The following is a 14,276-nucleotide window of genomic DNA, read 5'->3' on the forward strand; positions in this document are numbered from 1 at the left end:
AAGACAAAGAGGATTATATTTTGATTAAGTCAAACTTTTAGAGATGAATTTGAACACTTCAACCGGTAAAATTTCTGTGTATTCTCATATAGCTTAGTAGAAACTTTTTCATATGATAGCTGCTTAATAGTAGCAATCTTCTCAATAGATGCTCTGATCATGATTGGATGCGTCATCTTACCAGAGAATGTCCCTTTAAACGGCCATGGTCCATCTGTTTCTACCATCATTTGCTCTAATGGATATTGCTTTACGAGCTGCTGGATTTCCTTTTCATACAATACATCAGGTGTTATAGAGATGAAATATCCATTTTCAATCATTCTTTGAACTACTTGTGTATCCCCTTTAAACCAATGAAAATGTGCAGTAGTTACATTATATTTTTCTAATAAATCACAAACAATGTGAGCATCTTCATATACAGCATGCAAAATAATAGGCTTATCCATTTCTGCTGCAAGTGCGATGAACTTTTCAAGTAAGTCGATATATGGTTGATATAGGACCTCTTTTTCTTGCTTCAAATAATAAGGGAGCCCCACTTCTCCTATTGCAACCATCTCATCTCTATGTGCTCTTATCCATTCAAACAATTGAGCTTGCTCACTTTCCCCCAACAGTTCTTGTTCTGGATGAAAACCAAATGCAGGTTGGATGCGTTTATCATTTTGAGCTATTTTTAAATTGGCCTTACTTGATGCTAAGTGAGTAGATACTGCGATTAGATGAGTTACATTAAATTGAGCCATTTCTTTTAAAATCATCTTTTGTTGTTCTTCATTGTATTGATCAAAATGGATATGAGCATCGATCATCAACTTCACTCACCTACCTCAATTTCATCCTTTAACAGATTGAAAAGTTTTTGTTTGAGCTGAAAGAATTCATTTGTATTTAAGAGACTTTCCTCTCTCGGTCTTGCAAAGGGTACTTTTATCTCTTCTTTTATAGTAGCTGGGCGCTTCGTTAGTATATATATTCGATCTGCTAAAAAGATAGCCTCTTCAATACTATGCGTGACGAATAGCACGGATTTTCGATTTTCTTCCCATACAGATAGAAGCCATTTTTGCATTTCAATTCTTGTGAATTCGTCTAACGCAGAAAATGGCTCATCTAGGCATAATAAATTTTGTTTACTGAGTAACGCTCTTATAAAAGCTACGCGTTGCTTCATGCCACCTGATAATTCAATTGGGTAGGATTTTTTAAAGTCTCGTAATCCTACTTTTTCTAACCATTCACTTGCTTCATCATAATTTGGTTTACCTGATAATTCTTGCATCAGTACGACATTTTCAATGACGGTTCTCCATGGGAAAAGAGATGGTTGCTGAGGCATATAGCCAATTAACCCTTTTTGTCCATGAATGATTTTGTCATTCAAAGAAATAGTTCCTTCATCTGGCGTTCCCATTCCGCCTATTAAATTAAAAATGGTGCTCTTGCCACTCCCTGAAGGTCCGAGTAATGCAACAAATTCTCCATCTTCTACATGTATAGAGATATCATGTAAAACCTGTGTTGTACCAAAAGATTTTTCGATATGATCCATTTTAAGTAACATTGTATTCACCTCTCCAGTTTGCCTTTAATTACTATTCTTTCAACTACACGTAGCAAACCAAATACGATGACACTTAGTAGCATGATGGTGAAAATAGCGACAAACACACGATCTGTACGGAACGAGGATTGAGATAATGTCATGTATACGCCTATGCCTTTTTTCGCACCTAACCATTCAGAAATAACTGCCCCCATGACACTATAAGTCGCGGAGATTTTCAATCCCGAAAATAAGGACGGAAGTGAATGTGGCAATTCTAGTTTCCAAAATAATTGGCTTTTTGATGCCCCCGCCATTTCCATATAGTATTTGAGCTCCGGTGCGGTATTTTTAAAACCATCTAATGCTGCTACAACGATCGGGAAAAAGCAGACTAAACCTATAATAATCAGTTTTGGTAATAAGCCAAAACCGAACCAAATAATTAGAAGCGGAGCTAAAACAATGATTGGAATATTTTGCGATAGAATAAGTAACGGATAAACAAGTTTCTGCACTTTAGGCATCATATGGAGGGAGACCGCTATAATAAACCCTACAAGGCTTCCAATTGTAAGTCCTAATACTGCCAACTGAGTTGTTGATAAAATATCTGTTGAAAAAGTAGGAATTGCTTTGATTGCTTCTGAAAAGATGGCTGTAGGAGCCGGTAACAACCAACCTGGAACTTCTTTTAAGCGAACAATCAATTCCCAACAACATAAAATGAAAAGGAGCAGAAAAATCGCTCCTCCTTTTTCACGTATCCATTTCATTATCTGTATTTCTCCGTTAATGTACCTAGTTCAATACCAGATGGTTGGTAAAGCATTTTCACTTGAGTGATGACGTTTACGCTACCAAGTTCAATCATCTTTTCATTCATCACACGGATGATGTCTAGCAGTTCTGAAAGTTCACCTTCCATTGTGGTTTCAAGTGGATGCACTTCATACTTCACTCCAGCATCGTCGATAATTTTGATAGCTGCATCTACAAAAGGAATAACATCCTCGTAAGTTTTTGTTTTCGGAATAATTTGTACACTGATTAATGAATTAGCCATTCTTTCTCCTCCTTATTGTGGTAAAAATTCGTTTGTGAACGCATTTTCAGGATCGAATTTACCTTCTAATACGTTATTATCACTCATCCAATTTGCATAGTTTTCCCAAACTTCAAGTTTCTGCTCTCCCCATTGTTTTGCATCATCTTGATATTTGTCAGCTAGCCATTGTTGGCTTTTCTTAACTAACTCTGCATCTAGTTCTGGGGCTGCTTTAAGTAAAATATCTGCAGCAGCTTCGGGATCTTTTATAGCAAATTCATATCCTTGTGAAGTTGCTTTAGTAAATGCTATCACTGTATCTGGATTACTTTGGATCATTTTTTCGTTAGTTGTAAGAACTGGAGTATAGTAATCTAGTTTGTCACTATAGTCTGTTAAATAAAGCATATTTATTTTTTCTCCACGCAGTTCCGCTTCGACGCCTGTCCATGCATAGTAAATCCATGCAAAATCTACATCTTTTTTGACCATTGTAAAGAAGTCTGCATCTCCGGCATTGATAATGTCTAGCTTCTTACTATCAGCATTTTCGATTTTCATAAGAGAATCAAGAACAGCCTTTTCGATTGGAGAACCCCAACCACCATAAGTCTTACCTTCGAAATCTTTCGGTGATTTAATATTTTTGTCTATTGGGGATGCAAAACCCGATGTATTGTGTTGAATAATCGCAGCGATTGACACAAGTGGAACTCCTTGAACTCTTGCTTGTGTAATCGATTCTTGCGCTGTAATACCAAATTCGGCTTTTCCTGAAGCTACTAGTTGATCTGCTCCTGTTTCACCTGGTTGAATGATTTCTACATCCAAACCTTGCTCTTTAAAAAAACCTTTTTCTTTTGCTACATACAAACCAGTATGATTTGTATTTGGTGTCCAATCTAAAACGACGGTTACTTTTTTTAATTCGTTTTTCGAGTCATTATCATTTCCTTTTGACTCATTTGATTGGCAACCTACTAAAGCGAATAATGCTACAAGTAGCAGCATACATTTTTTCATTTCCCTTGCCTCCATCTATATTATTTTGACAAGTTCCATGCAAAAAGAAAAACGCCCGGAACTATTCCGGACGTTAACATACACTCTAAAATTCAATGATACTCGAGATTTTAGCTGATGTTCCCTCCGCTGGTGTTAACCAGATCAGGTTCTAAGGGTCAGCATCTATCGGATACATTCTCAGCTGGCAACACCAGCCCCCCCACATTCTTGCACATATGAACTTTTCTCATCTATTATATCAAAAAAACAAAAGATTCCAATATTTATTTGGAAACGATTGTTTTTGGGTTTTGGAATTTGGTGGTTTGTTGCGCTAACTCTGGTGTTTGTTGCGCTAACTCCGGTGTTTGTTGCGCTAACTTCGGCGTTTGTTGCACTAACTCTGGTGATTGTTGCGCTAACTCCAGCGTTTGTTGCGCTAACTCGACTGATTGTTATTTAGCAGAATATTCACGTCCTAAAACACCCTCTAATTACTAACTAATAGATTATTTCACTGGTAAATCTTCACCGAAAATTGATACGGTTTGGCGGTCTGAAACAAATTTTTGTCCATTCCATTTCAATATAGTTTCTACATAACCTAAGCCATCTGCATGGTATCTACCGGCGATTTCTTGGTACGCCAAAAATTCGTAGTTGCCGTCCCTTGCGTAATCAATAGGATAGAATCCGCTAATAGGATCCACCCACCCTTGGATTGGCGCTTTAAGTGTGCCGTCTACATTATAAATTTCAGATAGATAATCTTTCCCTTTATATGTTAGATCTAAGATATATTTTTTCGCTGGATAGGAGCTAGTAACACTTACTTTGTAATTATCCAAATAATTCACTTCATATTTTGAAAGTTCATTATAGGCATCTGAGTCAAATACTTGGCGCATTTCTCCGTTCATATATGTAAATATATATGCGAATATGATGCCTCCACTTCCACCTGAATCTATGACAACTAATATGTCTTTTACACCATTTCCTGTATAATCCCCGAGCGATATGGTGGGGTTATAACCTGAGTTTTCTTTTAATGGGATTTGTTCATAGAAATTAGTTTTTTCATTAAAAACAATTAAGGTAATATTTTTTAAATATGGGCTTCCTTCAGTTTTTTCAGCAGTTAGAAGAACTGTATCAATTAAGCCATCTCCTGTAACATCACCTCTTTTTTTATCAATGACAATTTGGGCACCCTCTTGATGTTGCTTCAACTTATTTAAAATTTGTCTTCTTTTCTCTAGTAGAGTCTCTTTAGATGGATATGGTGAATTAAACGACAACGTTTTATCAATTGAAATAAGTGCCTGTTCTAAATCTCCCGCCTTCATCTGAGCATCCGATAAATAGTACCAATAAAAAGGATAATCATTATTCTTCAATAGATTCTTATAGTACGCTTCTACTTTTTTGAAATAATATGGGTACACATCTTTTGCCTTTATAAGTCTCATGTCATTAATACGATAGATAGCTATTTTATAGGCATCACCCGTATCATGAACCCAAATAGCTAGCTCATATTTCCCGTCCGAATTTTGGGTACTCGGCATATCTTCTACTTGCAATTTACTATAGACCATATTATTCGTTGGTATATGAATAAAACCTTTGTTTGTCCATTGTAGTAGGTCTAACTTCGACCATATACTCCCTATTTGCCAACCTACAATTAAAGTATTTATATTTTTGTTAACTAATGGCACAGCTACTAAATTCGTTATTCCATACCCGCTTCCTTTGATGTCTGCTATTGGAACCCATTCATTATGGTTATTCTTTAATATTTTAATATAATTTCGACCTTGATAGTTGTATGCTCCGATTATCTCTTCTTTATGATCGCCATCTATATCTGCTAGTAGTATTGCCGGCTTTTTTTCCGGTTGTTGTAATTGTAAAATGGTTGCCGTTGAAGGTAAAAATCTCATCAATACACCTGCATATTCTTCCAATATTCCCCCACCCTTCAATCAATTATATGCGTGCTTCTGTTAGATAATTTACATCCCAAAAGCATTTCTAAAGTGTTTTTACCTCTGAGGCATAATAATATCCCCTGACTCAATCGAATCAGGGGATGCTTGATAGTCGTATAAAATATATGTGAAATCTATGTGTGACTATACTCGTTCTAATTTATTACCAACGATGCCCTTGGTGCCATGGATGCCATGGACCCCATTGATTCCATTGATTCCAAGGATTCCACGGTTGCCACGGTTGCCATTGATTCCAATGATGCCACTGCTGACCTGGGAACCAGTTTTGGCCGTGGTGCCAGTCGTTACCTTGGTGCCAATTGTTGCCTTGATTCCATTGCTGCCCCCGCCAAAAATTAGAACTTTCGCGTTGCCACTGTCCTCCATGAAAAGGTTGAACCATTCAATTTCACTCCTTTTTCTTTTCATTCTTTGTAGGATATGTATAAGAGTATAAAATGGTCCAAAATAGTGATTAAAAAACTGTGTTTCTCTAGAATTCCATTGCTAAAGCACATGCATTTTTCGTTTAGACGTTAGAAACCCCCTTCTCCAAAGAGATAGGGGGTTCATTACTTAATAGCGTTTATTTCTCAATATTGATATACAGCTTACCTTTCGCTTCTTGACGCGTTTCGTTTTTGAAATTATCAACAGCTTTTACTTCAATTACTGCTCCTTTTGCTACTGTTCCTGATGGTACTGTCCAATAGCCTACGTAATGACCATCTGCTTGTTCTGACATAGGTAGCTCAGTCGCATTTTGATCTTGTCCATTAACGTTTGTTAGAGGCATGTGGATGACGAAAGTAGCTTTCAATCCTGCTGCACTATCAAATTCAATTTTAACACTTTTACCTGTTTCCAGATTAAGGTCTTCTACTGGTGTTAAGTTTTCAATGACAGGTGCATCGTAATTTGCTGTGATACTAATTTTCTTTGTCACTTTGTTGTTTGCTTTATCGCTAGCTACTACTTTGATTTCATTTAAACCGTTGTCGAGAAGGATACGTTTTGAATATTTGCCATTGACCACAGGTGCGTCTTTTCCATTTACACGGACCCAATCTAGGTTCGCATCTTCAACAGTACCTTCAACGGTTACTGACTCACGATTTGTTTTATCCCCGTCAAGCGGACTTTCGATTTTCAGTTCCGGTTTCATAGTGTCTAATACAACATTAACAGCTTTAGATTCTCCTATTACTCTATCATCAAGAGTTGCAACTGCTACGAATTCATTTGAACCCTCTGATAATTTAGCATCGATTGAGAATTTACCATCTGTTCCAACGACGGCAGATCCAACTTCTTGATCATTTTGTTTTAATTTAATCGTTGTTGTTGGTGAAGCTGTTCCTTCGATTTTTGTTGATGCTTCATTTGTCACAGATTTTGTTGCTGGTGAAGTAATTACTGGGCCCTGTACTTCATAACTTACACGGGCACGAATCATGTAGTTTCCTTCTTCAGCAGGTGATGGTGACCAAGCATCGGAAACACCTTGGTAGCTTCGTCCTGCATTTTCTCCACTTTCATCTGTTGCAAGACCTGGTGTGTTCGGACTAGCATGCGTTTGACGATATACCATGTAGAAGTCGCCATTTACAATAATATTGTGTTCACTTAAATCAACAACTGTCCATTCACCATTACGTAGAGCTGTTGCATCAATTGGACCCGCAATTTTCTTACCAGGCGATCCATCTGCCCCAGTCGTGTCCCAAACTTCAACTGCGAATGCAGTACCACCTGGAACTGGCCATTCAGTGTCCCAGAATCGGAATACACCATCAGTTACAATGCCGTTTTCTTTTCCTTCAGGAAGGGACATTTTCACTGCCCAAGCGTTTCCTGCTGCATTAAATGCCCGTGCATTTTCAGGAGTACCATCATCATAACCAATTTCGCCACCCGGATAAGTGTAGAAAGGTTTTAACTCAATATCTTGAGTCGTAGCTTGTTGGCCAATTTTAATAGTTGTTTCTTGGCTATAGAAGCCACGAGCAACAACTTTTAATGTGTAGTCGCCTTCATATGCAGTCAATGAATAATTACCTTTTGCGTCTGTAGTAACTGGCGTAATATTGGCATCTTCAACTAGTAAGATAGTTGCTCCTGCTACGCCTTCACCTGTTGATTTGTCAGTGATTTTACCACTCACTGTATTTTGTGCAACTTCATTCAATGTGAAGTTTGCAGTTGCCATGCCATCTGCTTCAATCGAAACAGATTGCTGTTTAGATGTGAACCCATAAGCTTCTGCTTTCGCAGTGAATGTTCCGGCACCATGTGTTAATGAATATGAACCATCAGCAGGATTTGAATACACTGAACGGCCAGATTCAAGAATACTTACTTGAGCACCTAAAGGTAAAAGCGTTGGATTCACAATAGCTTCTTCTACCGATGGTTTTTCTTTTGTAGGCAATACCGGACGAATAGTCTTAGGATCAACCCACTCTTTCATAGCTTCTTTATCTTTATCTTTTCCTACATTTCCTTTGTTACTGCTATTTTTATCGCTAGCGTTATTAGATTTATTGCCATTTACATTTTTGTTTTTGTCCTTATCTTTAGACACTTTACCTGTTTGTGAGACATCCACTAACCCGATATCATCAATATACCAACCTTCTTTATTAACACTTCCATCAGAGAAAGCATTAAAACCAATGTAGATGCGTTGACCTGCATAAGCTGATAAGTCAACTTCTGCATTTTTCCAACCGTTTGAAGCACCTTGAACCATCATTACTTGTGTCCACTCTTCTCTATCTGTTGAGACAAAGACATGTCCATAATCCCAAGCTCTTCCCGATGTAGATTCCTCGAAGTTATGCCATTGTTTGAACTGTAAATAAGATTGGCCTTGTGGTAAATCAACTGGAGGCATCACGAGTGTTGCGTTCATTTGGCTGTCATAGTTACCAGCTAAATTTGTAGCATACACTTTGTCCCCAGAAGCAGCTTTTCCTGGACCAGACGTTGGTGTTCCCCACTCCCAGCTGTTTTTATTGCCAAACGAAGACCAGCCAGTAGGTTGTTTTTCTAGGTTTTCAAAGTACCCTACTGTGATACCAGGTTTTACTTGTACTACATATTCTTCACTATTCACTTCGTTATTACCGAAGTCATTGACTGTCCACTTGTACTTGAATGAATCTACTTTAATCGCTTCACCAGGAATCGTTACACCGAACTCCCCTGATTTATAATCTCCTGATTTATGAGTTGCAGTAATTGCTTTCCAAGCACCACTTGCGTCTTTGTAATTTAAGATAACAGATGAAACACTAATGTTATCTGTTACTGAAGCTGTCAAATCTAAATCCATCCCTGCGAATGCTTCTACAGGACTTTTATGTTTTAGTACTGGCGCTTCATTGTCATCACCTTGTTTTGTCACTTGACCTTTTAACGTACCTAGACCAGTAATTATTGAAGAAACTGCTGCCTGAGCATCTACTAATCCATAACCATAGCCATGATTTGGTGTTTGTGGATATTCAGAGTCAGTTAATGGAATTGCTGTATCAAGTAAAATTTGTTCCATTTCATCAACTGTTAAGTTCGCATTTACTTGACGAAGAAGAGCTAATACCCCCGATACTGCTGGGCCAGCCATCGATGTTCCATTCCAGCCACCTTCATAGCCACTACCTGGAACAGTTGATCGAATGTTCACACCAGGCGCTGAAATGTCTGGCTTGATTTGATCATATGGCGATGGTCCACGAAGTGAGAAACTTCCTACTTTGTTATTAATATCAGTCGCCCCAGTTGCAAATGCCTCTGGGTAATTAGCTGGTGCAGCAACAGAACCCGGTCCACCTGGATTCGTTTTCGTTGTGTTACCTGCCGAGAATTCAGGGAAAATTTCTGCAGCACGCCAATTGAGCACTACATCTCGGTACCATTCATCAAGACCTGGACCGCCACCCCAAGAGTTATTCACAATATCTGGAGCCATATCAACACGTGCATTTCCATTGGCATCAGTTGGCGCTAAAATCCATTGTGCAGCTGCCAATAGATCCGCATCTGTACCACCTTCTGATGTAAATGCTTTGACAGCAATATATTTCGCACCAGGTGCAACCCCAACTTGGTTAGACCCGTTTGGTTCACTACCTACCATTGTTCCTGTAACGTGTGTACCATGTCCAAGATCATCATACGGAGTGGTACGTCCAACAGTCGCATCAAACCAGTTGAAGTCATGTGAAACTTGTCCATTAGATGCATTGAAACCACGATATTTTTGCTTTAATGCTGGGTGATCCCATTGCACACCTGTATCAATACTTGCCACCACTGTTCCTGTTCCATCAATTCCTTTTGCCCAAACTTGAGGAGCTTTAACTCGTTCAACGTTCCACTCAACATTTGCAGTTTTTGATTTAGGCGCAGGTGTCTCTTTTGTTTTTGTCGTAAATAATTGACGTTTTTCATTTGGTAATACTTTTTCTACTTCTGCAAATGTCGCCACTTTTTCAGCAATCTCTTTTGTTGCGGTAACAACCATCCCATTGACGATGTAGTAAGATGTGATATCTTTTGCATTCCCTTTTTTCTCTTCTTGTTCAAGGAAGTCTTTGACTGTTTCTTGCGATTCAATTGAAGTTGCCTTCAAATCAGATACAACTGCAGATCGTTGAGCGAGCTTAGCTTGATGGGCTGTCATTTTATCTGCCTTTGCATTTTTCTTCGCTTCAGTAGCTACCTTATTTGCAGCAGACTTTTCTTTAAATTTGATAAGGAAAGTTACCTTTTCATCATCTTTAAAATTATTGAGTAATCGATCACTTAGCTTGTCTTTCACGAGAGTTGTGTTAGAACTTGAATCTCTGAAAGATTGATGCAGCTTATCAGTCGTTTTCGCACTAGCAACATTTGGAGCAACTAAAGAAAATGCCATGAGTACAGATGCAGCGATGCTAAATGCTTTGCCAGGACTACTTGTTTTCCTCATCTTCATTCCCCCTCTAATTTTATAAAGATATTTGTTCTTTAATAGAAGCTGATAGCCTTTAAAGTCACCCTAAAAAGACCAAAGAAAAACACCTTTGCCTCCTTTCCCAAACAGACATTTAGGTAAACAGAATCAATGGTGCCAAATATCAATCTCTAGTTGTAACTACAACTATATAAGATTACAATTCAAATTTTTGTCAGTTTTTAGCGATTTTTTTCTCCATTTTTATAAATAATAGTAATTTACTATTAGATTACAGGTCTTAAGTCACTAAAAGTTCATTTTGATACATTGAAGCTATTCACACAAAATACGCAGGAATGTTGCTATAACAATATTTATAAGGTTTAAGTGTGTTTTTAATAAATTTATTAGATTTTCAATTTTATTGTAAAATGCCTAAATACACCTATAAAATTAAAAAGAGGGTAATATGACTATTAATTCTCAAAATAAATGAATAGTACTAAAGGATTGTTTCTATTTTCCATTTCGCTGTCTTTTCACTGTATATATTTTTTATATAAACAGTTGAAAATAAAGAGTTTTCATGTGTTTTTCATCCTTATCCACAAGGTCTTTTTTTACTTATTTTTCTATTTATTGAAATTTGAAATATCAAATTTAACATTGCGTTTTCAAAGGACTAATATCCTAACCCCAATAAAATGAGAGGATAACCTCTAAAACAAACAATCCAATTTTTCTATCTAGGAAAGCAAAAAAAAGATATAAGAACTCATTTAAGATTTTTGAAATAAGTGAGGTTAATGCAAAAAAATCTCCTAAATATTAAATTAGGAGATCAATTTATATATGTTGAAAATTTTATCCATTAAGCACCTTTTCCAGTTTCCTTCAATTGGTGTTTTCATGAAAAGTAACAGCGCCAATTTCAACTGTAACTATATTTAAAATACAAATCGACAGAGTTTTACGATAATTAATATTTTTTATATTATTTGAGGGTTAAGCATAAGGGGCATGTACAGGTTTATTGCCTAAAAACGATGATTTTTGAGGGAAACGTAAAAATCATTATAATACAACTCTAAATATTTGTAATATTATGACTATTCATTATAATAACTATCCAATTTATTATTACCAGAATATTCACGTCTTATTTTGAGTGAATTCTAGATTTCATGCTGATTTGGGAGCTTTTAATACCTCAATTTCTAGCGTTAAAATCCTATTTATGATGTCAATTCAACTCGAAATACCAACAAAAAGCTGATGATTCAGAAAAATCTTTCGACAAATTTTAGTGGTACATACAACTGTGGATAACTTTATGCACATTATACATACCGCCCCTTCTATATTTCACCATTATATCCATAAGTTAATCACAAATTATCCACCAAAGTCTGTGGATAAAGGGGTGGTTGTCTTGTACAAAGCAATTTGCTACATTATTTATAGCAAAGTTAACTATCAATATATTCCATCTTGTTTTGGTTTAGAACTCGACTCACAAAAATATGGAGGTGAACTAATTCGTGAGTAAATTATCAGACGATTTACTGATTAAAGCTTATGTTACTGCAACTACTAGCATGTTAAATCCAGATTTTATTTACCTATTAAAAATTGAAATTATGCGTCGCTCTCTAATTAAAAAAGTCCCGTGTTAAACTGATACAGCATTTATAAAAATGTGACGTTAGCTTTTCTTGTTCTTGATAGTCATCTCAATATAAGTAGCTATTTAATTCTTCGTTTGAACACCAATATAAATTAGAGATCCATTTGATGATCGTCATGTATTTCAACTTTTAAAGCGTCATATTAGCCTGTGTCCTGTTATTGATAGTTTATATGCTAATTACTTGGAAACTCATTTCAGAAGGCACTATTGCCATTGCACGATTTAAACAAATTATTATTAGTTGATGATCACGTTTCCAAGTAATAAACTTCGTACAAAAATAAGCCAAATACCGAACTTGATAAAGAGATCTGGACAATTTTAGATTTAACAATTATATATACAAAATTGACAGAGTAACCTTGTCCTATTACACTGTCAATTCTTCAATAACATTGGATACTCATTTTAATACATCAACATGTAACTGAATCACTTAAAGACTATTTGTAAATTTCGAATGCGAAAAACGTATGTAAATGCAGCTAAATTCACTCTACTCTTCTCTAATGAAAACTAACAAGATTTACTTATAAATCCCCCGGTATTTATTATTATAAAATAATTTATATAAAAGTACCATTTCATCTAAAACTCATCTAATTATCTATAATTTAATTTTGACCTCTTTTTTTAAAATCATCCTTAATTCAACATTTACCAAATAAATCAATATAGTTATGTTTATTTTTCTGATAGCCCCTTACATGTTACAACTATCTCAATTGATTCATGACTAAACATATTGCAATCACTTACGGCTCTAATTATTATACTAGTATTATATTTAGAGCTTTTCTACTTTTATGAACTAGCAATCTTTCAGATGTTAGTTGTAGCAAAAAACTAGTTCTAAAGAATGTATTAGAAAAAAAATTTTAAAAATCTAATAGGGGCTTAATTTATATATATCATACTCTGATTTTATAGCTTTTTTTGACCAGAGATTTTATCTGAATTATTTCTTTTGTCAAAATTTATTTTAAAAGAAAACTCTTGCAATTTGAAATTTTGTGATATAATCGCTTGGAATTTAGTTCACAAATGATGGGGAGAGATTTTTTATGATATTAAGAGACTTTTTTATGTATTTATCTGAGAATCGTACACTAAATGCAGCTGCTCAAAGATACGGTTTAAAGATGGGGGCACAAAGTGTAGTAGCCGGTACTAATATTCAAGAAACGATTGATAGTATTAAAGAATTAAATAAGCATGGTATCGCATGTACAGTTGATAACTTAGGAGAATTTGTTTTTGAAAAATCAGAAGCTACTGCTGCTAAAAATCAAATTTTAGAATTAATTCAAGCAATTCACGATCATGGGGTAGATGCTCATATCTCTTTAAAACCTTCACAATTAGGTTTAGATATTGATATTGACTTCTGTTATGAAAATTTAAAAGAAATCGTCGCTCTAGCTGATCAATTCAATATTTTCGTGAACTTTGACATGGAGAACTATGATCGCTTACATCCTTCTTTTGAGTTGATGGAGCAATTGAATAGTGAGCATCAAAATATCGGTACAGTTATCCAAGCATACTTCCATGAATCTGATGAAAATATCGAAAAATATAAAAACTACCGTTTGCGTATCGTAAAAGGTGCTTATAAAGAACCAGCAAATATTGCTTACCAAGATAAAGCTGAAATCGATGCAAAATATATTAAATTGATTGAATATCACTTACTGAATGGTAAATTTACTTCAATCGCAACACATGATCACCGTGTCATTAATCATGTAAAACAATTTGTTAAAACAAATAATATTCCGAATGACAAATTTGAGTTCCAAATGCTTTATGGTTTCCGTAAAGATATGCAACTTCAATTAGCAAAAGAAGGCTATAACTTCTGTACTTATGTTCCATTTGGTCGTGATTGGTATGGTTACTTCATGCGCCGTTTAGCGGAGCGTCCTCAAAACTTAACACTTGTTACAAAACAAGTTTTCAATAAAAAAACAAACACTGCGATTGGTTTAGCTGCATCAGCATTCATCGTTGGTCGTCTATCTAAACGCAAATAAAAA

Annotated in this window: 9 protein-coding genes and 1 riboswitch; of the genes, 2 read left to right on the forward strand and 7 right to left on the reverse strand. The window is 35.8% G+C overall.

Annotated elements, in window-relative coordinates; translation table 11 throughout:
• Nucleotides 1–29 precede the first annotated feature (29 nt).
• From MHH85_RS16780 to MHH85_RS16810, 7 genes are all read right to left on the reverse strand, one after another.
• Nucleotides 30–818: a TatD family hydrolase gene (locus MHH85_RS16780; RefSeq protein ID WP_340708191.1), complete on the reverse strand. Its 789-nt coding sequence runs from the start codon at nucleotides 816–818 to the stop codon at nucleotides 30–32.
• Nucleotides 819–823: 5 nt separating this feature from the next.
• Nucleotides 824–1,570 (reverse strand): ABC transporter ATP-binding protein, encoded by a 747-nt coding sequence (locus MHH85_RS16785; RefSeq protein WP_340707809.1) that lies wholly within the window; start codon nucleotides 1,568–1,570, stop codon nucleotides 824–826.
• A gap of 5 nt (nucleotides 1,571–1,575) precedes the next feature.
• Entirely contained in the window at nucleotides 1,576–2,328 is a 753-nt protein-coding gene (locus tag MHH85_RS16790; protein WP_340707810.1) for an ABC transporter permease, read from the reverse strand.
• The gene (locus MHH85_RS16795) at nucleotides 2,328–2,618 is read right to left on the reverse strand and encodes a thiamine-binding protein (protein ID WP_193738424.1); all 291 of its coding nucleotides are present in this window, start codon (nucleotides 2,616–2,618) and stop codon (nucleotides 2,328–2,330) included. Before MHH85_RS16795 ends, MHH85_RS16790 begins: the two co-directional genes overlap by 1 nt.
• A gap of 12 nt (nucleotides 2,619–2,630) precedes the next feature.
• Nucleotides 2,631–3,623, reverse strand: a complete 993-nt coding sequence (locus MHH85_RS16800) for an ABC transporter substrate-binding protein (RefSeq protein WP_340707811.1) — start codon at nucleotides 3,621–3,623, stop codon at nucleotides 2,631–2,633.
• Between the two features lie 104 nt (nucleotides 3,624–3,727).
• Nucleotides 3,728–3,837, reverse strand: a riboswitch (TPP riboswitch).
• 277 nt (nucleotides 3,838–4,114) lie between these two features.
• Nucleotides 4,115–5,578 (reverse strand): hypothetical protein, encoded by a 1,464-nt coding sequence (locus tag MHH85_RS16805; protein ID WP_340707812.1) that lies wholly within the window; start codon nucleotides 5,576–5,578, stop codon nucleotides 4,115–4,117.
• Between the two features lie 613 nt (nucleotides 5,579–6,191).
• Nucleotides 6,192–10,580: a S8 family serine peptidase gene (locus MHH85_RS16810; protein WP_340707813.1), complete on the reverse strand. Its 4,389-nt coding sequence runs from the start codon at nucleotides 10,578–10,580 to the stop codon at nucleotides 6,192–6,194.
• Between the two features lie 1,508 nt (nucleotides 10,581–12,088).
• Here MHH85_RS16810 and MHH85_RS16815 point away from each other — a divergent pair.
• Nucleotides 12,089–12,223, forward strand: a complete 135-nt coding sequence (locus tag MHH85_RS16815; protein WP_053417825.1) for a sporulation histidine kinase inhibitor Sda — start codon at nucleotides 12,089–12,091, stop codon at nucleotides 12,221–12,223.
• A gap of 1,078 nt (nucleotides 12,224–13,301) precedes the next feature.
• Nucleotides 13,302–14,273, forward strand: a complete 972-nt coding sequence (locus MHH85_RS16820) for a proline dehydrogenase family protein (protein WP_340707814.1) — start codon at nucleotides 13,302–13,304, stop codon at nucleotides 14,271–14,273.
• Nucleotides 14,274–14,276 lie beyond the last annotated feature (3 nt).

The organism is Viridibacillus sp. FSL E2-0187, from assembly GCF_038006425.1.
GTDB classification, from domain to species: domain Bacteria; phylum Bacillota; class Bacilli; order Bacillales_A; family Planococcaceae; genus Viridibacillus; species Viridibacillus arvi.

Excerpts from the sequence above, each read along its gene's own strand:
- MHH85_RS16795 (WP_193738424.1), bottom strand. The coding sequence starts at position 2,618 with ATGGCTAATTCATTAATCAGTGTACAAATTATTCCGAAAACAAAAACT.
- MHH85_RS16785 (WP_340707809.1), bottom strand. The coding sequence starts at position 1,570 with ATGTTACTTAAAATGGATCATATCGAAAAATCTTTTGGTACAACACAG.
- MHH85_RS16810 (WP_340707813.1), bottom strand. The coding sequence starts at position 10,580 with ATGAGGAAAACAAGTAGTCCTGGCAAAGCATTTAGCATCGCTGCATCT.
- MHH85_RS16780 (WP_340708191.1), bottom strand. The coding sequence starts at position 818 with ATGATCGATGCTCATATCCATTTTGATCAATACAATGAAGAACAACAA.
- MHH85_RS16820 (WP_340707814.1), top strand. The coding sequence starts at position 13,302 with ATGATATTAAGAGACTTTTTTATGTATTTATCTGAGAATCGTACACTA.
- MHH85_RS16800 (WP_340707811.1), bottom strand. The coding sequence starts at position 3,623 with ATGAAAAAATGTATGCTGCTACTTGTAGCATTATTCGCTTTAGTAGGT.
- MHH85_RS16790 (WP_340707810.1), bottom strand. The coding sequence starts at position 2,328 with ATGAAATGGATACGTGAAAAAGGAGGAGCGATTTTTCTGCTCCTTTTC.